Below are 19,603 nucleotides of genomic sequence, written 5' to 3'. Positions count from 1 at the left end.
TGTGCGTCTAGGGCGCGGATTTCCCGCAATCTCAACCCTGAGCGCACACGCGAGGCCGTCAACGCACAATCGGGCCGCCGCTGAAGCGCACCCGCGAGGCCCGGCTGCGCGGTCGACGCACGACCAGCGGGTGCTTAAAAGCTTGCTACCGCCAGGTAGCCTGAACACCGTGAGTTCCGTCGTATTCGACGCCCCGGCACGCCTGGGAACCCTGCTGACGGCGATGGTGACGCCATTCGCAGCCGACGGCCCGGTGGACACCGCCACCACGGCGCAATTGGCGACGCACCTCGTCGACGCGGGCTGCGACGGCCTGGTGATCTCCGGAACCACCGGCGAGTCACCGACCACCACCGACGCCGAGAAGCTCGAGACGCTGCGGGTGGTGCTCGAAGCGGTCGGCGACCGGGCCCGCGTCATCGCCGGAGCCGGAAGCTACGACACCGCGCACAGCGTCAAACTGGCCAGGGCCAGCGCGGCCGAGGGCGCGCACGGTCTGCTCGTGGTCACGCCGTACTACTCGAAGCCGCCGCAGAGCGGGCTGATCGCGCACTTCACCGCCGTGGCCGATGCGACCGACCTGCCGGTGCTGCTCTACGACATTCCGCCTCGGTCGGTGATCCCGATCGAGCCCGACACCATCCGCGCGCTCGCGTCGCACCCGAACATCGTCGGGATCAAGGACGCCAAGGCCGATCTGCACAGCGGTGGACAGATCATCGCCGAAACCGGATTGGCCTACTACTCCGGAGACGACGCGTTGAATCTGCCGTGGCTGGCCATGGGCGGGATCGGCTTCATCAGCGTGATCTCCCATGTGGCCGCCGGTCAACTACGAGAGTTGTTGTCCGCCTTCAATTCCGGGGACATCGCCACCGCGCGCAAGATCAACGTCGCGGTTGCGCCGCTGTGCAACGCGATGGGTCGGCTGGGTGGCGTGACACTGTCCAAGGCGGGCCTGCGCCTGCAGGGCATCGACGTCGGCGATCCCCGGCTGCCGCAGATGCCGGCCACCCCGCAGCAGATCGAGGCGTTAGCCGCCGACATGCGGGCCGCTTCGGTGCTCAGGTGACCCAACGGTGAACGAAGACCTCAGCCCACCCGGCCCGCTGGCCGCCGGTGGATTGCGGGTGACCGCATTAGGCGGCATCAGCGAAATCGGCCGCAACATGACCGTTTTCGAGCACCTGGGCCGGTTGCTGATCATCGACTGCGGGGTGATGTTTCCCACCCATGACGAGCCCGGTGTCGACCTGATCCTGCCCGACCTGCGCCACATCGAAGACCGGCTCGACGATATCGAAGCGCTGGTGCTCACGCACGCGCACGAGGACCACATCGGGGCCATTCCGTTCCTGCTCAAGCTGCGGCCCGACATCCCGGTTGTCGGCTCCAAATTCACCCTGGCCATGGTCGCCGCCAAATGCCGCGAGCACCGCATCAAGCCGGCGTTCGTCGAAGTCAAAGAGGGACAGAGCAGTAGGCACGGCGTGTTCGAGTGCGAATACTTCGCCGTCAACCACTCCATCCCCGACGCGTTGGCCATCGCGGTGTACACCGGCGCGGGAACCGTGTTGCACACCGGCGACATCAAACTCGACCAGACCCCGCTCGACGGCCGCCCCACCGACCTGCCCGGCATGTCGCGGCTCGGCGACGCCGGAGTGGACCTGTTTCTGTGCGACTCGACCAACTCCGAGCATCCCGGTGTCGGCCCGTCCGAGAGCGAGGTCGGCCCGACGCTGCACCGGCTGATTCGCGGCGCCGACGGCCGGGTCATTGTGGCCTGCTTTGCCTCCAACGTCGACCGGGTGCAGCAGATCGTCGATGCCGCAGTGGCATTGGGCCGGCGGGTCGCGTTCGTCGGCCGGTCGATGGTCCGCAACATGGGCATCGCACGGGAGCTGGGGTTCCTGAACGTCAATGACCGCGACGTGATCGACATCGCGGCGGCCGAGATGATGGCGCCCGAGCGGGTGGTGCTGGTCACGACCGGCACCCAGGGCGAGCCGATGGCGGCGCTGTCGCGAATGTCGCGCGGCGAGCATCGCAGCATCACGCTGACCGCCGGTGACCTGGTCGTGTTGTCGTCGTCGCTGATCCCCGGCAACGAGGAAGCGGTCTACGGCGTCATCGATGAGCTGTCCAAGATCGGAGCCCGCGTGGTCACCAATGCCCAAGCACGGGTGCATGTTTCGGGTCACGCATATGCGGGCGAGCTGCTCTTCCTGTACAACGGGGTGCGGCCGCGCCACGTCATGCCAGTGCATGGCACCTGGCGGATGCTGCGCGCCAACGCCAAGCTGGCCGAATCCACCGGAGTGGCGCGGGAGTCAATCTTGTTGGCCGAGAACGGTGTCAGCGTCGACCTGGTAGCGGGCAAGGCGTCGATCGCCGGAGCGGTACCGGTCGGCAAGATGTTCGTCGACGGCCTGATCACCGGCGATGTCGGCGACATCACTCTGGGCGAGCGGCTCATCCTGTCTGAGGGTTTCGTCGCGGTGACCGTGGTGGTGACGCGGGGCACCGGGAGGCCGGTGGCCGCGCCGCACCTGTATTCGCGGGGATTCTCCGAAGATCCCAAGGCGCTCGAGCCCGTCGTGCGCAAAGTCGAAGAAGAACTCGAATCGCTGGTCGCGGCCAACGTGACCGACCCGGTCCGGATCGCGCAGGGGGTGCGCCGCACTGTCGGCAAGTGGGTGGGGGAGGTCTATCGGCGCCAGCCGATGATCGTGCCTACCGTCATCGAGGTCTGACTCGGTTTCGCGAAAAGCGAACTGCTGCATTAGTTTCCGGCGTGTTTACGGCGACGCCGACGCAGCCGTTCAGCTCAAGCCAAAGATATTATTCAGCGATCCGGTAATTTCGGCGAGTGATGCGACCAGGCGCTCCTCGTCGGCGTCGCTGGACGCGGCGGCCGCGGCCTTCGCGTTGCGCATCGCGTCGTTGATGCGCTCCTCGACGGCCTCGGCGCCCAACCTAAGCAGGCCCGGTTCGATAACAAGGCCGGCCAACCAACCGTGCCCGTCCAGGGTCACTTCGACGCTCTCGGTTTCGTCGGTGGCCGTGACGGTATCGGTGTCGGCCCGGTGCAAATGGTCGTCGAGGGTCGACTGAAATTGTTGCGCTTGCCGCAGCGCCTCAGCGACCTGCGGGTGAATTTGGGCGGTCATTGGGCGACCTTTCTTTCAGGGGCATCAGTGGTGCGGGCATCAGTCTAGGGCGCCCTTGACCCCTTCAACCGCACGTATTTACCCAGGTCATCTAACAATCGCTGTTGCTGCGCGTGCGAAAAAATTGGTGCGCTGAGGGCATGCGGAGCCGTGTTACGTTACCCATCACCAACTGTTGCTTAGGTTTATTGTTAACCATGGCTAAGTAAGTCTGAAGGGAATCTCCGATGTCTGTATTTGCAGCTGCCGCGAAGTGCATCGCCAGCCTGGCCGCCTTGGGTCAACAAGGCGCGGGCCTGGGCCTCGACCTCGGTGGCTGGAGCGGCTCCGGGGAATCGAGCGCTGAAGGTACCGCGGCGATGGGGACCAATTTCGCGGGCGACATTGGGTCGCTTGCGTCTCCGTTTGCCGGGAAGATGGTCGCTGGGTACATGAAGTCCCTATCTACGGGTGCCCGATTCAACATGATCAACAAGATGGGTGGAGAAGCGGGCGCCAAAGAGTTCGCCAAAGGCATCAGCATCATCTCCTGGACCATCACCACCGTCCAACTTTTGCAGCTGACAACCGGATTCGGGTCACCCTACGAAGGCGATTCTCTGAAGAGTGGTTCGCAGCAATTAACAACACTTGCCGGGCAGCTGACGTCCGCACTTCCCGACACCGGTTGGCAGGGCGACGCGTCGGAAGCCTATGCCGCTCTGGACACGACGCTACGCACTGTGGCGCAGACAATGGCCGACCTGGACAACCAGCTGGCAGCCCTGGTGAAAAACCAGGCCGACTGGGTCACCCACATGCATTTAGCTTTCGGCATACTGAACGATGTCCTGTTGGCGGCTCTTGCCATCGAGTTGGTCATCACGTTCGCGGTGCCGGCGCCGGCCGGCCCGATTGCGGCGAAGGCCTTCGCTATCACGGTTGCGACGCTGGGGATTTCGGCCGCCGTCAGCTTCCTGGGAACATTGCTTGGCTACTCGATCGAAAACGGTAAAAAGGCAGATGCTTTGGCCGCCAACTACTCTGAGCTGGTCGCCGGCATCACTCAACACGGTGCCTTCGCTCAGACGAAAGTGGCCGCCGCGGGCGAGTCCACGGTGTCGAGCTTCGAGGCCATCTCGGCAGGCATGTCCGGAGCATCTGCCATGGCGGATGCGCAGGCAGTCGCGCCGCCGCCCAGCCCGGCGAAGGAACGCGCGACGAAGGACTCTTCGCCGAGCGCCGCTGGTGCTTCGGGTCCCGCCGCGCCCGCGGCACCGCCGGAACCGGATTACGCGTCCTCGTCCACGCCCACCGGCACCATGCCGACGCTGGTTCAGGCGGCTGCGATGTCAGGGCAGGCCGCGAACCTGTCCAGCCGGGTGTCCCAGCCCGAAACCCTGATGAACCAAGCCAGGGCACAGGTGCGGCAGGCGGCCCAAACAGCTTCGGAGGAACGCGACTCCGGGGTGCCCGCCGAGGAGGCCGCCCGTCCGGGCGACGCCGACGGTGCGGGTGCAGCGACACAGGGAACCGAGCGCGCACCCATCGCGGTGGTGCCGGTGGGCGAACAAGACCACCAGCCCATTCCGGTCTCCCGCACAGCGTGATTCAGCAACCAGGAATTAAGGAGAAGTAACCATGGCCGACCTAGTCGTCACACCAACACACCTCGACAAGTTGGCGGCAACGCAAGACCAAGCGGCTGCCCAGGCCACGACCGCGGCATCGGCGGGCTCCAATGTTCAGGTCGCCGCCTGGGTTACCCACGGCGTCATCAGCGGGGTGTCCAACGTCGCCTTCACCGGCGCCGCGGCCGCGCGGCAAAAGACGGCCGAAGCCGTCAGCAAGGCGTCGACCGAGCTCGCCGCCAAGCTGCGCACCGCAAAAGCCGTCTACACAGGCACCGACGACGAGGCGGGCCAGAACATCGACCGGCAGGTCCTTGATCGCTGATCACGTCGAAAAGCGACGCGGATTCCACCACCACAAACCTCACTCCGAAAGGGGGAGCCATGTATCAGCCCGACGACCACGATGAATTGGCCGCCTTGGATTTCATTGCGGACGCGCCCGATTCCGACGAATTCGAGCAACCGGACGCTTTGGATTTCTCGGCCCCCGAAGACGATGGGAGCGAGGAGTCGGTTGACGACGCACTGGCCACGTTCTCGCCGGCCGAACCCGCCGACACCGAAGCCAACCTGGATGCGCTCGATTCGCAAACCGAGGTTTCCGGGGAAGTCCAAGACGACACCGCCGACGGCTGCACGGTGACCAATCCCCCCGAAACCGTCTCGGTGTCAGCACTTCTGGACGGCACCCCGGATCACGTCCGATTGTCGCCCACAGCGACTGGCATGACCGAAGCCGAGCTCGCCGACGAGATACTCGTCATCGCCGACCTGGCGCGGCAAAAGGCGCTCGCCGCCCAGCAGAGCTACTGGCAAGAAGACGGTGCTTTGGCTGAAGCGATGCGTGATTTGGGGTCCGGCGCCGACGTCGTAGGACAGTTCATGAAGAGCGGCATCGGCTTAACGACGCCAGAGCAGGCCGCCGCGGCCCAGGCGGAAGTGTTCGCTACCCGGTACACGGTCAACCAATAGACCTTCGGGCTCGGCGCTAGACCTTCTCGGCGTACGCCGACCACTCCAGCTCGGATGCCCCGAGCTTGCGGCCGGTGGGTTCGACGTAGCGCTGTACGAGTTCGTCGGGCCCGGCCTGCTCCACCAGCCGCCAACCATAGTCGGCGATGAACCCGGCGACCTCGTCGGGCTGTAAACCAAACTGCCACAGCTGGTTTCGCTGGCGGACGTTGCGGTACAGCGTGCGCGTTCCGTAGCGATTCGTCCCGTCGATGAAGTCCCGCTTGACGTAGGTGAACACCAATCGGCTGCCCGGGGCGGCGGCCCGCAGGCCCTCCAGCGTCCGCCGGACACCGGCCTCGCTGAGGTACTGCGTCACGCCTTCGCAGATGAAGAACGCCCGGTAGTCGGTGTGATAACCGTGTTCGGCAAGCGCCGTCAACAGGTCGTCACGCTCGAAGTCCAGCGCCACCAACCGAACTGACAGCGGTGGCTGGCCCATCACCCGCCGGACCGTCTTGGCCTTCCTGGCGATGTTGACTGGCAGGTCCACCTCGAAGACCGGGATGCGCACCTGTCGCGTCAGCAGGTAGCCGCGGGTGTCCAATCCGGCGCCGAGAACGACGACGGCGTTGACGTCGGCCAACGATTCGGTGAGCTTGTCGGCTATAAAACGCTTACGGCAGGCCAGATTTGCCCACAAACCTGGGCCCGTCCACTCCGATGCGCGGACCATCAGGCGCCGCACCGGCGTCAAGCGGGTCGCGGCGACCAGCCACCGCAGCGGTGCCGGCAAGAACAGTTCGGCGAGGTCGTCGTCGACGAGCCGCCGGCCCGCAGGTTCGTTTTGCTCGACGGCGGCCAGCACCATCGGGCCAAAAGCGGTCTGCGCCGCAGGGTTTCGGGCCATGGCTACTTATTCAAAAAGCCGGCGTCCACGGGCAACGTCACTCCGGTGATGTAGCGGGCCTGATCGGACACCAACCATGCCACCGCGTTGGCGATGTCCTCGGGCTGCAGCACCTCGACCGGCATGGCATTGCCCATGGCTCCGGGCGTGTCGGTCGCGGCCGACATCTGGGCCAGCCAGCCGCGGGTGAACTCGTTGTTGATCATCGGGGTTTCGACGCCCGTCGGGTGGATCGAGTTGACCCGAATCATTTGCTGGGCAAGGAGATTCGCGTAGACGCGCATCAGGCCGACCACGCCGTGCTTGGCGGCCGCGTAGCCGACGGAGCCGGCGTCCGGGCTCCCGACCCCGGCCAGGCCCGCGGCTGAACTGATCAGCACGATGGATCCGCCGGTGCCCTGCCTGACCATGGTCGGTATCGCGGACTTGATCGTGTTGTAGACACCGGTCAGGTTGACGTCGATGACGTCGCGCCAGCCGTCATCACCGGATTGCATGGGGGCGATCCCGGCGTTGGCCACCACGATGTCGAGCCGGCCGAGCTCCTCGATGCCCTCCTGCACCGCGGCCGACAACGAGGCGCGGTCGCGGACGTCGGCCTCCCTGGCCACGATGCGCGCCCCGGTGTCCTCGACGAGTTTGACCGTGGCGGCCAGGTCCTCGGCGCTGGCAAGCGCATAGGGCACGCTGGCGATCGGCGCGCAGATATCGATCGCGATCACGTCGGCGCCGTCGGCGGCCAAGCGAACCGCGTGCGCGCGGCCCTGACCGCGTGCCGCGCCGGTGATCAGCGCGACTTTTCCTTCGAGCGGCCGATCACTCACCGGCGGAGCTGACCCTTGTCCGGGTCGCCCGCGGGAACCGGCTGCAGCATCTTGATGTCCGGGGCCCCGGCCAGGTGCTCGCCGGCCGCCGTGAACATCTTGGCCACCGCGGGGGCGGCGCTGTGCGCCTTCAGCGCCTCCTCGTCGGCCCACTGCTCGACGAAGACGAACGTCTCACCCGATTCGTGCACCGAATACAGCTGGCAACCGGGCTCGGTGTGTACCTCTTCGGCCGCGGTCGTGAGGATGTCGCGGACGGTGTCGACCGATTCGGGTTTGACGGTCAAGGTGGCGACGACGACAACGGGCATGCTGGGGCCTCCTGGCAGCTCAAGGGGTAGTTGGCGGGGTGACTTTCATCACCCTTCAAAACACATCAGCCACCCTACTCAGACGCCGCCAGGCCGACTCATCCCGCGTCCACCCAAACCGTGAGGGCCGCGACCACGATGGCGAATACGGCGAGCCCAACGGCGTCGGCGGTGCCCAGTCGCGACGGCGCTGTCTTGGCGATGCGAAGTTCGCGAGCGATCAAAAACAGCGGGAATGCCACGCTGATCGCAATCGACACTCCAGCCACGATGTAGAGCCACACGAACCTGACGCCGTGCTTTCTGGCCTCGATCACCATCAGGACCGCGGCGGAGAGGAAGAACAGCAGGATATCGGCCGTCAGCGACCTCGACGCGGGGGTCACACGGGAGTCGTTGAGGAACGGTACGAGAAAGCTCGCGCCGCGGTCGAAGTAGGCGGCGTTCTGGCTCCAGGTGGCCACTAATGCGGCGATCGCGATGACGGCGTAGACGGCGCAGAGGGCCTTGCTGGCTGTCGGCAAGCCCGCTGCGGGCGGAGGAGCAGTGGTTTCGGCCATTTCGGCATGGTAGAGCCGGCCAATCGCCGAATTGACACACTTTTGTGACCCGTGTGGCAGATGGTGAATGTGGGGCGATTGCGACTACCCTTGCGATCATGCCTAGTAAGACCGCCGCCCGCTCTGCAACCCGAACGAGCAGGTCGAAGGCCCCTTCACGGGCCAGCGGGTCCCGAGGGAGACGACCAGCCCCACCCCGCAAGCGGGCGGGCAGGCCCGCCAAGCGGCGCAATCAGTCGCTGCTGGTGGCTACCGGGGTGACGTGTGGGCGCGCCGCGCGCGCCACCTGGCTGATGGCGGCCCGGGGTACCGGGGGTGCGGCACGGTCGATCGGACGGGCCCGCGATATCGAACCGGGGCATCGCCGGGATGGCATCGCGCTGGTGCTGCTCGGCCTCGCGGTGGTGATCGCCGCCAGTTCGTGGTTCGACGCCGCGCGGCCGGTGGGCGCGTGGGTCGATATGGGTCTGCGGACCTTCATCGGCTCGGCCGTCCTCGCGATGCCGGCCGTCCTGGGCGCCGTCGCTGTCCTGCTGATGCGTACTCAGCCCAACCCCGACGCTCGGCCCCGGCTGATCCTGGGTGCGACCATGATCGGGCTGTCGGTGCTCGGGCTGCGCCACCTGTGGTCGGGCTCGCCGGAGGATCCCGAATTACGCCGTCGGGCAGCGGGATTCATCGGTTTCGCCATCGGCGGCCCGTTGGCCGATGGGCTGACGCCGTGGATCGCCGCGCCGCTGCTGTTCATCGGTTTCATGTTCGGGCTGCTGCTGCTGACCGGTACCACGATCCGCGAGCTGCCGCTGGTGATGCGCGCCATGTTCCACACTCGGTTCGTTGACGAGGTCTACGACGACGACGCCTATGACTACGCCGACGAATTCGACGACGACCCGCCGACCGAAGACTTCTCCGACGGGTCTTACGACGACGGCCCCGTCGAACAGCAGCCCCGGCCGTCGCTGGACGTTGCCCAGGACGACCCGCTGAGCGACGAAACCCCCACCATCCCGGAGCCCACCGCGCGCAGCCGTCGTCGCGCCAAGAAGCAGGACACTGCGGTAACGGACCGGGTCGTCGAGGGCCCCTACCACCTGCCGTCGCTGGACCTGCTGGTCGCCGGTGACCCGCCCAAGAAGCGCAGCGCGGCCAACACCCAGATGGCCGACGCCATCAGCGAGGTGCTCACCCAGTTCAAGGTCGACGCCGCGGTCACCGGCTGCACCCGGGGACCGACCGTCACCCGCTACGAGGTCGAGCTGGGGCCGGGCGTCAAGGTCGAGAAGATCACCGCACTGCAGAAGAACATCGCCTACGCGGTGGCCACCGAGAGTGTGCGCATGCTGGCGCCGATTCCCGGCAAGTCCGCCGTCGGCATCGAGGTGCCCAACACCGACCGCGAGATGGTGCGCCTGGCCGACGTGCTCACCGACCCGTCGACCCGCCGCGACCACCACCCGCTGGTCATCGGGCTGGGCAAGGACATCGAAGGCGACTTCATCTCGGCCAATCTGGCCAAGATGCCGCACCTGCTGGTGGCCGGCTCCACCGGTTCGGGTAAGTCCAGCTTCGTCAACTCGATGCTGATTTCGCTGCTGACCCGGGCCACCCCCGAAGAGGTCAGGATGATCCTGATCGACCCGAAGATGGTGGAACTGACGCCGTACGAAGGCATTCCGCACCTGATTACGCCGATCATCACCCAGCCGAAGAAGGCGGCGGCCGCGCTGGCCTGGCTCGTCGAGGAGATGGAACAGCGTTACCAGGACATGCAGGCCTCCCGGGTGCGTCACATCGACGACTTCAACTCCAAGGTGCGATCGGGTGAGATCACCGCGCCGCTGGGCAGCCAGCGCGTCTACCGGCCCTACCCCTACGTGCTGGCGATCGTCGACGAGCTGGCCGACCTGATGATGACCGCCCCGCGCGACGTCGAGGACGCCATCGTGCGTATCACCCAGAAGGCGCGCGCCGCGGGCATCCACCTGGTGCTGGCCACCCAGCGGCCGTCGGTGGACGTCGTCACGGGGCTGATCAAGACGAACGTGCCGTCGCGGCTGGCGTTCGCGACGTCGTCGCTGATCGACAGCCGGGTGATCCTGGATCAGGCGGGAGCCGAAAAGCTCATCGGTATGGGCGATGGCCTGTTCCTGCCGATGGGCTCGAACAAGCCCATCCGGCTGCAGGGCGCCTACATCACCGACGAGGAGATCCAGGCCGTCGTCACCGCCTGCAAGGAGCAGGCCGAGCCCGAATACACCGACGGCGTCACCACCGCCAAGCCGACCACCGAGCGCACCGACGTCGACCCGGACATCGGCGACGACATGGACGTGTTCCTCCAGGCTGTCGAGCTGGTGGTGTCGAGCCAATTCGGCTCGACCTCGATGCTGCAGCGCAAGCTGCGGGTCGGCTTCGCCAAAGCGGGCCGGCTGATGGACCTGATGGAGACCCGCGGCATCGTCGGGCCCAGCGAGGGTTCCAAGGCGCGCGAGGTGCTGGTCAAGCCCGACGAGCTGGCCGGAACGCTGGCGTTGATCCGGGGCGGCGCCAACGCCGACGGGTCCGACGACGACGCAGGGGCCGACGACTAGGTCCTCAGAGCAGCAGCAGCATCCGGGTGTTGCCGAGAATGTTGGGCTTGACGTAGCTCAGGTCCAGGAATTCGGCCACACCGATGTCATAGGAGCGGCACATCTCCTCGAACACCTCGGCGTTCACCGGCGTGCCCTCGATCTCGGTAAAGCCGTGCTTGCCGAAGAACTCGGTCTCGAAGGTCAGCACGAAGATCCGTTTCAACTGCAGCTCGCGAGCGACCTCGAGCAGCCGCGAGACGATCGCGTGGCCGATGCCGTGGCCGGTGGCCGCCGGGTCGACCGCGACGGTGCGGATCTCGCCGAGATCGGACCAGAACACGTGCAATGCGCCACAACCGACGACTCGGCCCCCGAGCTCGGCCACCCAGAATTCCTGGACGGCCTCATATAGCGTCACCAGGTTCTTTTCCAGCAGGATCTTGCCGGCGTAGGTGTCGACGAGATTCTTCATCGCGGGGACGTCGGAGGTTCGCGCGCGCCGGATCACGACCGCCGGCGGGGCACCCTGTGAACTTTCGGTCACGGTTAACAGTATTGACATCAACCACGGCTGCGCTGGTCAACAGCTATTCTGATGCCGTGTCGGGGCAGCCGCAGACAGGTCCGGTCGCAGGGCGTGCCCGTATCGCCAACCTGGCGAATGTCCTGACGTTGCTGCGGCTGGTGTTGGTCCCTATTTTCCTGCTCGCCATGTTCGGCGGTGGGGGCCACGAAACTCTTTGGCGCATAACGGCTTTCGCGATTTTCGCGGTCGCCTGCATCACCGACCGGCTGGACGGCCTGCTGGCCCGCAACTATGGGATGGCTACCGAATTCGGCGCCTTCGTCGACCCGATCGCGGACAAGATGCTGATCGGATCGGCGCTGGTAGCGCTGTCGATGCTCAGCGACCTGCCCTGGTGGGTCACGGTGGTGATCCTGATCCGCGAGATCGGCGTGACATTGCTCCGGCTGGCGGTGATCCGCCGCGGGGTCATTCCCGCCAGCTGGGGCGGCAAACTCAAGACTTTTGTCCAGGCGGTCGCGATCGGGTTGTTCGTGTTGCCGTTGTCTGGGCCTTTCTTGATCGCTGCGGCGGTGGTGATGGCAGTCGCGATCGTGCTCACGGTGGTCACCGGCCTCGACTACGTGGCGTCCACGATCCGGGAAGTGCGGCGGACACCAAACTGATCGGCCGCGACCGGGAACCAAGAACGCCGCGGCCGGCGTTGACCTATTTGAGTGCGCCGATTCGGTGCTGAAGGGTGTTTGGCTGGACGAAGGAGAGCGGGATGTCGCCACTGGTGCGCGAGGTCATCGGCGAGGTGCTGCGCGGGGCCCGGACGTCACAGGGCCGGACGCTGCGCGAGGTCTCCGATGCAGCCCGGGTCAGCCTCGGCTATCTCTCCGAGGTGGAGCGCGGCCGCAAAGAACCCTCCAGCGAGTTGCTCAACGCCATCTGCGATGCGCTGCAGGTTCCGGTGTCCACGGTGCTCACCGACGCCGGTCAGCGGATGGCCAGCGAGGAAAGCGCAGCCCACGCCGCGCCGCCGATCGCAGCCAGCGCGACCACCATCGATGCGAGCACCAAGGTCGTCATCCCGCCGGTGGCGTCGCTTGCGGTGGCCTGAGTGCCGGCCCGGCGCCGGATGGGCCGATCAGCGCCAAGTGGCCTGGGTGGCGGATGGGCCGGTCAGCGCCAAGTGGCCTGGGTGGCGGATGGGGCGATCGGCGCCAAGTGGCCTGGGTGGCGGATGGGTCGATCAGCGCCAGGGCTGGGGCGATCAGCGCCAAGTGGCTGGGTGGCGGATGGGCCGATCAGCGCCAGGGGTGGGGCGATCGGCGCCGACCCGATAAATTGAGCGACAGAATGTGCGCAGCTAGGGCCTAACCGGACCCTGGGTCGCCTAAAAGCGAAGGTGGAGCTAAGTCATGGCTAATCCGTTCGTCAAAGCGTGGAAGTACTTCATGGCGCTGTTCAACGCGAAAATTGACGAACACGCCGACCCCAAAGTGCAGATTCAGCAGGCCATCGAGGAAGCGCAGCGCACCCATCAGGCGCTGACCCAGCAGGCCGCGCAGGTGATCGGCAACCAGCGCCAGCTGGAGATGCGGCTCAACCGGCAGCTGGCCGATATCGAAAAACTGCAGGTCAACGTGCGTCAGGCCCTGACGCTGGCCGACCAGGCCACCTCGGCCGCGGACTCCGCCAAGGCCCTCGAGTACAACAACGCCGCCGAGGCGTTCGCGGCTCAGCTGGTCACCGCCGAGCAAAGCGTCGAGGACCTCAAAGCCCTGCACGACCAGGCGCTCAACGCGGCCACGCAAGCCAAGAAGGCCGTCGAGCAGAATTCGATGGTGCTGCAGCAGAAGGTCGCGGAGCGCACCAAGCTGCTCAGCCAGCTCGAGCAGGCCAAGATGCAGGAACAGGTCAGCGCGTCGCTGCGGTCGATGAGCGAGATCGCTGCCCCGGGCAACACCCCGAGCCTCGACGAGGTGCGCGACAAGATCGAACGCCGCTACGCCAACGCGATCGGCTCCGCCGAACTGGCCCAGGGCTCGGTGCAGGGCCGCATGCTCGAGGTCGAGCAGGCCAGTGTGCAGATGGCCGGCCACTCCCGGTTGGAGCAGATCAAGGCGTCGATGCGCGGCGAGGCCCTGCCGGCGGGCGGGACGGCCGCGGCCCCCGGAGCCACTCCAGCCGCGCCCGCCGAGCCCGCTGGCGGCCCGGTCGCCGAGAAGCCGCTCGGCCAGTAATTCGGCGGGCGCAGCGAGATGTCGGGGAATGTGAGTCAGCGCGGGCCGTGGCGCGCGCTGCTGCAGCGCGGGTTGGACACCGCCGCCGACGTCTCCGACTTGGTCGCCCGCAAGATCAGCGCCGCCGCCGATCCGCGGGCGCGGCTGCTGCGCCGGCGCCGGCGCGCGCTGCGCTGGGCCTGGATCTTCACGGCCGGCAGCGTGTTCTGGGGTTTGGTCACGGCGGTGCTGGCGGCCTGGGGCTGGTTCGCGTTGTTGCTGCAGATCACTGGCGGCATCGCGGTCGTCGAGGTGATTCCCGCGACGCTGTTGTTCTTCCGCTACCACTGGCTGAAGGCCGAGCCGCTGCCTGCGCAACGGCCTGTCAGCGTCCGCCGGCTGCCGCCGCCCGGCTCGGCAGCGCGCCCGGCGATGTCCGCGCTGGGCGCCTCCGAGCGCGGCTTCTTCTCGTTGTTGGGCGTGATCGAACGCGGGGCGATGCTGCCATCGGCCGAGATCCGCGATCTGACCGCAGCGGCCAATCGGACGTCGTCGGCGATGGCGGCCACCGCGGCCGAGGTTGTGTCGATGGAGCGGGCGGCGCAGCATGCGGAGCCGTCGCGGGCGTATCTGGTGCCCACCATCAACGCGTTCACCGCACAGCTGAGTGCTGGTGTCCGTCAGTACAACGAAATGGTCACTGCCGCAGCACAATTGGTTTCATCGGTGAGCGGCGACGCGGGCGTGGGCCTGGCGGCCGCCCAGCAGCGGTGCCGCGACGAGCTGGTCGAAGCCACCGATCGCCTGATCGGCTGGGCGCAGGCGTTCGACGAACTCGGCGGTCTGCAGCGCCGCTAGCCCTCCGGGGGCTGCGGCGGTCCCGGCCCGGCGTCCGGGCGTGGGCGGTAGCGGTCGAGGTAGGCCTGGTAGATGGGGGCGTCCCGCTTGCGGGCAAGCTCGTCGACCAGCTCCGGGTCGAGGCCGTGCACCTGCAGCATGTGCCGGCGCCATACCTTGTTCAGCGCATGCGAGAAGTACACGAACGGAATGAGGATGGGCAGCGTCATGCTCAGGTGAACTTCGAGCGTGGTCGGGATCAGCCAGAACGGAGTGAGCACCAGCACCGCCGGCGCCGCGACGCGCAGCATCATCCGGCGCGCGGCGCCCTTGCCGGTCAGGTCCTCACGCACCCAGTCCCGCATCGAGTCCGGCAGCCGCCCGCCGTAGCAATACCGGATGTACTGCCACGCGTTCGGCTTGGCGCGGCTCGCGTCCTGGCTCATCCGCGCCGGTCTAGAACGACGGCTTCAACGACGGCAGCACCAGCGCCGCCAGGCCGCGGGCGGTGGCCTTGAGCATGTCGTAGAAGTCAAAGTAGTCCCGCCACAACGTGATTCGCCCGTTGTGCACCTCGAACACGCCGCAGACCCAGAACTGGAGCCGCAGCGGGCCGAAGATCAGCGCATCACTGCGCTCGGTCAGCACCGCGGCGCCGTCGGCGGCGATACGGTGGATCTTCACCTCGAACGAGGCGCGACCTTCCATCTGGCGGAAGAGTTTGATCGCGCGGGCGCGACCGTGAATCGTCGGCAACCCGACGTTCTCGTAGACGAGGTTGTCGTCCAAAGCGGCGTCCGCGGCGTCGTAATCGGCGTCCTGCAAGGCGTTCAGGAAACCCTCGACCGTGCGAGTGTTCGCGACGGTTGTCCCAGTCGGCTCGGTCATGGTTGCCAGCGTAGGCGAGTCCGGCCGGCCGGCGCTGTGGCAGGGTAGGGCGGTGCGCGTCGCGGTGGTCGCCGGGCCGGATCCCGGGCACTCGTTTCCCGCGATCGCGCTGTGTCAGCGCTTTCGGGACGCGGGCGATGTGCCTGCCTTATTCACCGGTGCGGAGTGGATCGAGACGGCCCGGGCCGCCGGTATCGACGCCGCCCCGCTGGACGGGCTGACGGCCGACGACGAGGACCTCGACGCCGGGGCCCGGATCCACCTGCGGGCGGCGCGGATGGCCGAGCTCAACGTGGCCGCGCTGCGCGACCTGGCACCCGACCTGGTGGTGTCCGACGTCATCACCGCGGGCGGCGGCATGGCGGCCGAGCTGCTGAGGATTCCGTGGATAGAGCTCACCCCGCATCCGCTGTACCTGCCGTCCAAGGGGCTGCCGCCGATCGGCAGCGGCCTGGCGCCGGGCACCGGAATCGGCGGCCGGCTGCGTGACGCCACGATGCGGGCGCTGACGGCGCGGTCGGTGCGTGCGGGGCAGCGGCAGCGCGAGTTGGCGCGCGCCGAGATCGGGCTGCCGGCCCGCGATCCTGGACCGCTGCGACGGCTGATCGCCACGCTGCCCGCGCTCGAGGTGCCCCGTCCGGACTGGCCGGCTGAGGCCGTCGTCGTCGGCCCGCTGCACTTCGAGCCGACCGATCAGGTGCTGCAGATCCCCGCCGGCACCGGGCCGGTGGTGGTGATCGCGCCGTCGACCGCGTTGACCGGGACGGTCGGCTTGACCGAACTGGCGCTGGAGTGTCTGAGGCCCGGCGACACCCTGCCGGAGGGGTCGCGCCTGGTGGTCTCCCGGCTGGGCGGTGCGGAGCTGACGGTGCCGCCGTGGGCGGTGGTCGGACTGGGCAGCCAGGCGGAGCTTTTGACGCACGCCGACCTGGTGATCTGCGGCGGGGGCCACGGCATGCTGGCCAAGACGCTGCTGGCCGGGGTGCCGCTGGTGGCGGTGCCCGGCGGCGGGGACCAGTGGGAGTTGGCCAATCGGGTGCAGCGGCAGGGGAGTGGGCGGTTGATTCGTCCGCTGAGCGCCGACGCGCTGGTGGGCGCGGTCAACGAAGTGCTGTCGTCGCCCGGCTACCGCGAGGCCGCGCGGGCGGCCGCCACCGGCGCCACCGACGTCGCCGACCCGGTGCGGGTGTGCCACGAAGCGCTGGCACTTGCCGGCTAGTCGCTCGGTATCTTGGCTGGCGTGCGGCTGACGGAGTTCAACGACCGGGTGGTCTTGCGGTTTGGTGCGGCCTACGGCGCATCGGTGCTGGTCGATCATGTGCTGACCGGCTTCGGCCGAACCGCGGCCCAGGCCATCGAGGAGGGCGTCGATCCCCGCGACGTCTGGCGGGCGCTGTGCGCCGACTTCGATGTGCCGCGCGACCAGTGGTGAGCTAGGGCGCGGTGGCCGCGCCGGGTCTATGTCGGGTTTGCGCCTGCGGGCATCGGCGTCGGGTGTGCGTCGGCGGCCTAGGCGGCGTCGAGTGTGCGCGGGGCGTCGAGTGTGCGCGGGTGGCGTCGAGTGTGGATCGGCGGCGTCGAGTGTGCGCGGGCGGTGCGATTCGGGCGTTTTCGCCGCCCTGGGCACTCACTCAAAGCCCTGGCCGCACACTCATCTCCGCTTGGCCCCCGGCGTCCGGCGAAACACGCAGTCACCGCATACCGATCGCCCGGGGATGCGATAGAAAAGGCAGCAGCTGCCGCGCCGGAAGCCCAGATGTGAACCGGTGAGCACGCCGGAGCCGGATAGCACGCCGGTGTCCAGCAGGGAGTCGGTGATCTCGACGATCGGGCCGCGCAAGTCGGGCCGGGCCGCGAGCAGCGCCCGCGACGCGCCGACCAGCGCGGACGCAATGTTGCCCGCCAGCAGGGTAGGCGCCAACTTGAGCCGCAGACCGGCCGCAAACGGCTGCATGTGCTGTTTCACCACCACGCGGTACAACGCGCCCGCCGAGATCTCGACGGGCGATCCGGTGGGCTCCGGTATGCGCAGCTGCGCCCCGTCGTCGGCGCGTTGCAGGTCTTTGAAGTCGGGAATGACGCCGTGGACCAGTGCGCAGGCCAGAACGGGTGACCACAATCGGGCAGCATGGCCAAGGTGGACCAGTGAGGCGCCGATCCGCGCGTCGGTCGTGCGGTAGCGCTTGACGGTGGTGTCGATCAGTTCGTTGAATCCGTCGGCGTAGTCGTGGCTGACCGGGTGCCATCCAGCCGCGTCTCCGCCCACAGTCAGCGCGAAAAAGCCTTTATAGGTGGATATTTCGGCCAGCTCGGCGGAGATGTCCATGCTTCTACGACCGCCCTCTCCGGGGAGATCCGCCCCAGTGTCGAGTGAGGAAGCGCCGACGGTGAGTATCTGGCTCTCGGGTCACGACGTGCCCGATCACAGTGGCGGGACCGCGCCGGATTCGCACCGGTTTCCTCAGCTGTATGCGGGCCCGTCGGTGCCCTTTCGGTAGCCGATATTGCCACACGGAACTCCCGCGGCGTGTCGAACATTGATCGAACAGGTGTTCGTCTACTGTGGGGATCGTTCGACGATGACTTGTCGGTGGCTCTCTTTAGTGTCACGGCCAACCGACCGATACCGGTCAGAGAACAACGACTACAGGAGAGACACCATGGCGCAAGCCCCCGACCGCGAAAAGGCCCTCGAACTGGCAATGGCCCAGATCGAGAAGAGCTACGGCAAAGGCTCGGTGATGCGTCTCGGCGACGAGACGCGGCAGCCGATCTCGATCATCCCGACCGGATCCATCGCCCTGGACGTGGCTTTGGGCATCGGCGGCCTGCCCCGCGGCCGGGTCGTGGAGATCTACGGCCCGGAGTCCTCGGGTAAGACCACCGTCGCCCTGCACGCGGTGGCCAATGCCCAGGCCGCCGGCGGCGTCGCGGCGTTCATCGACGCCGAGCACGCCCTGGACCCGGACTACGCCAAGAAGCTCGGCGTCGACACCGATTCCCTGCTGGTCAGCCAGCCCGACACCGGTGAGCAGGCCCTGGAGATCGCCGACATGCTGATCCGCTCCGGCGCCCTGGACATTCTGGTCATCGACTCGGTGGCCGCGCTGGTGCCGCGCGCGGAACTCGAAGGCGAGATGGGCGACAGCCATGTCGGCCTGCAGGCCCGGCTGATGAGCCAGGCGCTGCGGAAAATGACTGGCGCGCTGAGCAATTCGGGAACCACCGCGATCTTCATCAACCAGCTCCGCGAGAAGATCGGCGTGATGTTCGGCAGCCCCGAAACCACCACGGGTGGAAAGGCATTGAAGTTCTACGCGTCGGTGCGCATGGACGTGCGCCGGATCGAGACGCTCAAGGACGGCACCGACGCGGTCGGCAACCGCACCCGGGTCAAGGTCGTCAAGAACAAGGTGGCGCCGCCGTTCAAGCAGGCCGAGTTCGACATCCTCTACGGCCGTGGCATCAGCCGGGAAGGCTCGCTGATCGACATGGGCGTGGACCAGGGCTTCATCCGCAAGTCCGGATCCTGGTTCACCTACGAGGGCGAACAACTCGGCCAGGGCAAGGAGAACGTCCGCAACTTCTTGGTGGAGAACGGCGATATCGCCAACGAGATCGAAAAGAAGATCAAGGAAAAGCTCGGCATTGGTGCCGTGGTGACCGATGACGACGTCTTGCCCGCCCCCGTCGATTTCTGAGCCCTCCCGTGAAGAGCAGGCGCGGGCACTGTGCCTGCGCCTGCTCACCGCGAGGTCGCGAACCCGGGCCGAGTTGCTCGCCCAGCTGACCAAACGCGGATACCCCGACACCCTCAGTGCGCAGGTGCTCGATCGGCTGACCGCCGTCGGGCTGGTCGACGACGCCGACTTCGCCCAGCAGTGGGTGCAGTCCCGGCGAGCCAAGGCGGGAAAAAGCAGGCGCGCGTTGGCCGCCGAGCTGCATACCAAGGGTGTCGACAGGGACGTGATCACCGAGGCGCTGGGCGGGATCGATGCGGCTGCCGAACGGATGCGGGCCGAGGAGTTGGTGCGAGCCAAACTGCGGCGGGACACGCTGAGCGGCGACGACGTGCGGATCACTCGCAGGCTGGTGGGCATGCTGGCGCGACGCGGGTACAGCCAGAACCTTGCCTGCGAGGTCGTCCTCGCCGAACTCAGCGCCGAACGGGAGCGCCGGCGGGTCTAGCGACCTGCGGGTTAATCCCAAGAGGCCCGGTCGCCG

Annotated in this window: 23 protein-coding genes and 1 riboswitch; of the genes, 14 read left to right on the top strand and 9 right to left on the bottom strand. The window is 67.2% G+C overall.

Going from position 1 to position 19,603, the window contains the following annotated elements:
* The first annotated feature begins 169 nt into the window (after positions 1-169).
* Both dapA and MNAB215_RS28380 read left to right on the top strand, forming a co-directional pair.
* Positions 170-1,072, top strand: a complete 903-nt coding sequence (gene dapA / locus MNAB215_RS28385) for a 4-hydroxy-tetrahydrodipicolinate synthase (RefSeq protein ID WP_077081716.1) — start codon at positions 170-172, stop codon at positions 1,070-1,072.
* Positions 1,073-1,079: 7 nt separating this feature from the next.
* Positions 1,080-2,756, top strand: a complete 1,677-nt coding sequence (locus MNAB215_RS28380) for a ribonuclease J (RefSeq protein ID WP_077081715.1) — start codon at positions 1,080-1,082, stop codon at positions 2,754-2,756.
* A 69-nt stretch (positions 2,757-2,825) separates the two neighbouring features.
* Here the strand turns inward: MNAB215_RS28380 and MNAB215_RS28375 are convergent, their stop codons facing one another.
* On the bottom strand, positions 2,826-3,173 hold the full coding sequence (locus MNAB215_RS28375) for a YbaB/EbfC family nucleoid-associated protein (protein ID WP_077081714.1): 348 nt from the start codon (positions 3,171-3,173) through the stop codon (positions 2,826-2,828).
* Positions 3,174-3,400: 227 nt separating this feature from the next.
* Here MNAB215_RS28375 and MNAB215_RS28370 point away from each other — a divergent pair, with 227 nt between their 5' ends.
* The 3 genes from MNAB215_RS28370 to MNAB215_RS28360 are packed head-to-tail and all read left to right on the top strand — an operon-like array spanning position 3,401 to position 5,758.
* Positions 3,401-4,762 carry an EspA/EspE family type VII secretion system effector gene (locus MNAB215_RS28370; protein WP_077081713.1) on the top strand — a complete coding sequence of 454 codons (1,362 nt, stop codon included), beginning with the start codon at positions 3,401-3,403 and terminating at the stop codon, positions 4,760-4,762.
* Positions 4,763-4,793: 31 nt separating this feature from the next.
* The gene (locus MNAB215_RS28365) at positions 4,794-5,108 is read left to right on the top strand and encodes a type VII secretion target (RefSeq protein WP_077081712.1); all 315 of its coding nucleotides are present in this window, start codon (positions 4,794-4,796) and stop codon (positions 5,106-5,108) included.
* Positions 5,109-5,167: 59 nt separating this feature from the next.
* On the top strand, positions 5,168-5,758 hold the full coding sequence (locus tag MNAB215_RS28360) for a hypothetical protein (RefSeq protein WP_077081711.1): 591 nt from the start codon (positions 5,168-5,170) through the stop codon (positions 5,756-5,758).
* A 16-nt stretch (positions 5,759-5,774) separates the two neighbouring features.
* Here the strand turns inward: MNAB215_RS28360 and MNAB215_RS28355 are convergent, their stop codons facing one another.
* From MNAB215_RS28355 to MNAB215_RS28340, 4 genes are all read right to left on the bottom strand, one after another.
* Positions 5,775-6,647 carry an SAM-dependent methyltransferase gene (locus tag MNAB215_RS28355; RefSeq protein ID WP_077081710.1) on the bottom strand — a complete coding sequence of 291 codons (873 nt, stop codon included), beginning with the start codon at positions 6,645-6,647 and terminating at the stop codon, positions 5,775-5,777.
* 2 nt (positions 6,648-6,649) lie between these two features.
* Positions 6,650-7,471 (bottom strand): mycofactocin-coupled SDR family oxidoreductase, encoded by an 822-nt coding sequence (locus MNAB215_RS28350; RefSeq protein ID WP_077081709.1) that lies wholly within the window; start codon positions 7,469-7,471, stop codon positions 6,650-6,652.
* Positions 7,468-7,782, bottom strand: coding sequence for a putative quinol monooxygenase (locus tag MNAB215_RS28345; RefSeq protein ID WP_077081708.1), 315 nt, complete (start codon positions 7,780-7,782; stop codon positions 7,468-7,470). Before MNAB215_RS28345 ends, MNAB215_RS28350 begins: the two co-directional genes overlap by 4 nt.
* A 98-nt stretch (positions 7,783-7,880) precedes the next feature.
* The gene (locus MNAB215_RS28340; RefSeq protein ID WP_077081707.1) at positions 7,881-8,342 is read right to left on the bottom strand and encodes a DUF2834 domain-containing protein; all 462 of its coding nucleotides are present in this window, start codon (positions 8,340-8,342) and stop codon (positions 7,881-7,883) included.
* A 98-nt stretch (positions 8,343-8,440) separates the two neighbouring features.
* On the opposite strand from MNAB215_RS28340, the gene MNAB215_RS28335 reads away from it, so the two are divergent.
* Positions 8,441-10,936: an FtsK/SpoIIIE family DNA translocase gene (locus MNAB215_RS28335; protein WP_083746282.1), complete on the top strand. Its 2,496-nt coding sequence runs from the start codon at positions 8,441-8,443 to the stop codon at positions 10,934-10,936.
* Between the two features lie 4 nt (positions 10,937-10,940).
* Here the strand turns inward: MNAB215_RS28335 and MNAB215_RS28330 are convergent, their stop codons facing one another.
* The gene (locus tag MNAB215_RS28330) at positions 10,941-11,480 is read right to left on the bottom strand and encodes an amino-acid N-acetyltransferase (RefSeq protein WP_077081706.1); all 540 of its coding nucleotides are present in this window, start codon (positions 11,478-11,480) and stop codon (positions 10,941-10,943) included.
* Positions 11,481-11,518: 38 nt separating this feature from the next.
* Between MNAB215_RS28330 and pgsA the strand changes: the two genes are divergently transcribed.
* The 4 genes from pgsA to pspM all read left to right on the top strand — a co-directional run bounded on the left by pgsA (position 11,519) and on the right by pspM (position 14,512).
* A complete protein-coding gene (pgsA, locus tag MNAB215_RS28325; RefSeq protein WP_217348953.1) occupies positions 11,519-12,109 on the top strand; it encodes a CDP-diacylglycerol--glycerol-3-phosphate 3-phosphatidyltransferase in 591 nt (196 codons plus the stop codon).
* A gap of 101 nt (positions 12,110-12,210) precedes the next feature.
* A complete protein-coding gene (gene clgR, locus MNAB215_RS28320; RefSeq protein ID WP_077081705.1) occupies positions 12,211-12,549 on the top strand; it encodes a transcriptional regulator ClgR in 339 nt (112 codons plus the stop codon).
* A gap of 301 nt (positions 12,550-12,850) precedes the next feature.
* Positions 12,851-13,675 (top strand): phage shock protein PspA, encoded by an 825-nt coding sequence (gene pspA, locus MNAB215_RS28315; RefSeq protein ID WP_077081704.1) that lies wholly within the window; start codon positions 12,851-12,853, stop codon positions 13,673-13,675.
* A gap of 30 nt (positions 13,676-13,705) precedes the next feature.
* Entirely contained in the window at positions 13,706-14,512 is an 807-nt protein-coding gene (gene pspM, locus MNAB215_RS28310) for a phage shock envelope stress response protein PspM (protein WP_425436528.1), read from the top strand.
* Here the strand turns inward: pspM and MNAB215_RS28305 are convergent.
* A complete protein-coding gene (locus MNAB215_RS28305; RefSeq protein ID WP_077081702.1) occupies positions 14,509-14,937 on the bottom strand; it encodes a DUF5313 domain-containing protein in 429 nt (142 codons plus the stop codon). The genes pspM and MNAB215_RS28305 overlap by 4 nt on opposite strands.
* A 10-nt stretch (positions 14,938-14,947) precedes the next feature.
* On the bottom strand, positions 14,948-15,379 hold the full coding sequence (locus MNAB215_RS28300) for a limonene-1,2-epoxide hydrolase family protein (protein WP_077081701.1): 432 nt from the start codon (positions 15,377-15,379) through the stop codon (positions 14,948-14,950).
* Between the two features lie 52 nt (positions 15,380-15,431).
* Here MNAB215_RS28300 and MNAB215_RS28295 point away from each other — a divergent pair, with 52 nt between their 5' ends.
* Together MNAB215_RS28295 and MNAB215_RS28290 are read left to right on the top strand one after the other, a co-directional pair.
* Positions 15,432-16,598, top strand: coding sequence for a glycosyltransferase (locus MNAB215_RS28295; protein WP_108637819.1), 1,167 nt, complete (start codon positions 15,432-15,434; stop codon positions 16,596-16,598).
* Between the two features lie 21 nt (positions 16,599-16,619).
* The gene (locus tag MNAB215_RS28290) at positions 16,620-16,811 is read left to right on the top strand and encodes a DUF3046 domain-containing protein (protein ID WP_425436527.1); all 192 of its coding nucleotides are present in this window, start codon (positions 16,620-16,622) and stop codon (positions 16,809-16,811) included.
* Between the two features lie 219 nt (positions 16,812-17,030).
* On the opposite strand, the gene MNAB215_RS28285 is transcribed toward MNAB215_RS28290, so the two are convergent.
* The gene (locus tag MNAB215_RS28285; protein ID WP_077081700.1) at positions 17,031-17,705 is read right to left on the bottom strand and encodes a (2Fe-2S)-binding protein; all 675 of its coding nucleotides are present in this window, start codon (positions 17,703-17,705) and stop codon (positions 17,031-17,033) included.
* Positions 17,706-17,748: 43 nt separating this feature from the next.
* Positions 17,749-17,876, bottom strand: a riboswitch (cobalamin riboswitch).
* A 163-nt stretch (positions 17,877-18,039) separates the two neighbouring features.
* Here MNAB215_RS28285 and recA point away from each other — a divergent pair.
* Both recA and recX read left to right on the top strand, forming a co-directional pair.
* A complete protein-coding gene (recA, locus tag MNAB215_RS28275; RefSeq protein ID WP_077081699.1) occupies positions 18,040-19,080 on the top strand; it encodes a recombinase RecA in 1,041 nt (346 codons plus the stop codon).
* Positions 19,046-19,567, top strand: a complete 522-nt coding sequence (recX, locus tag MNAB215_RS28270) for a recombination regulator RecX (RefSeq protein ID WP_077081698.1) — start codon at positions 19,046-19,048, stop codon at positions 19,565-19,567. The genes recA and recX overlap by 35 nt, the downstream gene beginning before the upstream one ends.
* Positions 19,568-19,603: the final 36 nt, after the last annotated feature.

It is taken from the genome of Mycobacterium numidiamassiliense, assembly GCF_900157365.1.
In the GTDB taxonomy this organism is placed as follows: domain Bacteria; phylum Actinomycetota; class Actinomycetes; order Mycobacteriales; family Mycobacteriaceae; genus Mycobacterium; species Mycobacterium numidiamassiliense.
Note: the sequence above shows the minus strand (reverse complement) of the source record. Positions and strands in the feature narration are given on the sequence as shown.

What these genes read in the sequence shown, in the direction of transcription:
- MNAB215_RS28365 (WP_077081712.1), top strand. Translation starts at nt 4,794, where the DNA reads ATGGCCGACCTAGTCGTCACACCAACACACCTCGACAAGTTGGCGGCA.
- MNAB215_RS28285 (WP_077081700.1), bottom strand. Translation starts at nt 17,705, where the DNA reads ATGGACATCTCCGCCGAGCTGGCCGAAATATCCACCTATAAAGGCTTT.
- MNAB215_RS28300 (WP_077081701.1), bottom strand. Translation starts at nt 15,379, where the DNA reads ATGACCGAGCCGACTGGGACAACCGTCGCGAACACTCGCACGGTCGAG.
- MNAB215_RS28370 (WP_077081713.1), top strand. Translation starts at nt 3,401, where the DNA reads ATGTCTGTATTTGCAGCTGCCGCGAAGTGCATCGCCAGCCTGGCCGCC.
- MNAB215_RS28360 (WP_077081711.1), top strand. Translation starts at nt 5,168, where the DNA reads ATGTATCAGCCCGACGACCACGATGAATTGGCCGCCTTGGATTTCATT.
- MNAB215_RS28345 (WP_077081708.1), bottom strand. Translation starts at nt 7,782, where the DNA reads ATGCCCGTTGTCGTCGTCGCCACCTTGACCGTCAAACCCGAATCGGTC.
- MNAB215_RS28375 (WP_077081714.1), bottom strand. Translation starts at nt 3,173, where the DNA reads ATGACCGCCCAAATTCACCCGCAGGTCGCTGAGGCGCTGCGGCAAGCG.
- recX (WP_077081698.1), top strand. Translation starts at nt 19,046, where the DNA reads ATGACGACGTCTTGCCCGCCCCCGTCGATTTCTGAGCCCTCCCGTGAA.
- clgR (WP_077081705.1), top strand. Translation starts at nt 12,211, where the DNA reads ATGTCGCCACTGGTGCGCGAGGTCATCGGCGAGGTGCTGCGCGGGGCC.
- recA (WP_077081699.1), top strand. Translation starts at nt 18,040, where the DNA reads ATGGCGCAAGCCCCCGACCGCGAAAAGGCCCTCGAACTGGCAATGGCC.
- MNAB215_RS28305 (WP_077081702.1), bottom strand. Translation starts at nt 14,937, where the DNA reads ATGAGCCAGGACGCGAGCCGCGCCAAGCCGAACGCGTGGCAGTACATC.
- pspA (WP_077081704.1), top strand. Translation starts at nt 12,851, where the DNA reads ATGGCTAATCCGTTCGTCAAAGCGTGGAAGTACTTCATGGCGCTGTTC.
- MNAB215_RS28340 (WP_077081707.1), bottom strand. Translation starts at nt 8,342, where the DNA reads ATGGCCGAAACCACTGCTCCTCCGCCCGCAGCGGGCTTGCCGACAGCC.
- MNAB215_RS28355 (WP_077081710.1), bottom strand. Translation starts at nt 6,647, where the DNA reads ATGGCCCGAAACCCTGCGGCGCAGACCGCTTTTGGCCCGATGGTGCTG.
- MNAB215_RS28330 (WP_077081706.1), bottom strand. Translation starts at nt 11,480, where the DNA reads ATGTCAATACTGTTAACCGTGACCGAAAGTTCACAGGGTGCCCCGCCG.
- MNAB215_RS28335 (WP_083746282.1), top strand. Translation starts at nt 8,441, where the DNA reads ATGCCTAGTAAGACCGCCGCCCGCTCTGCAACCCGAACGAGCAGGTCG.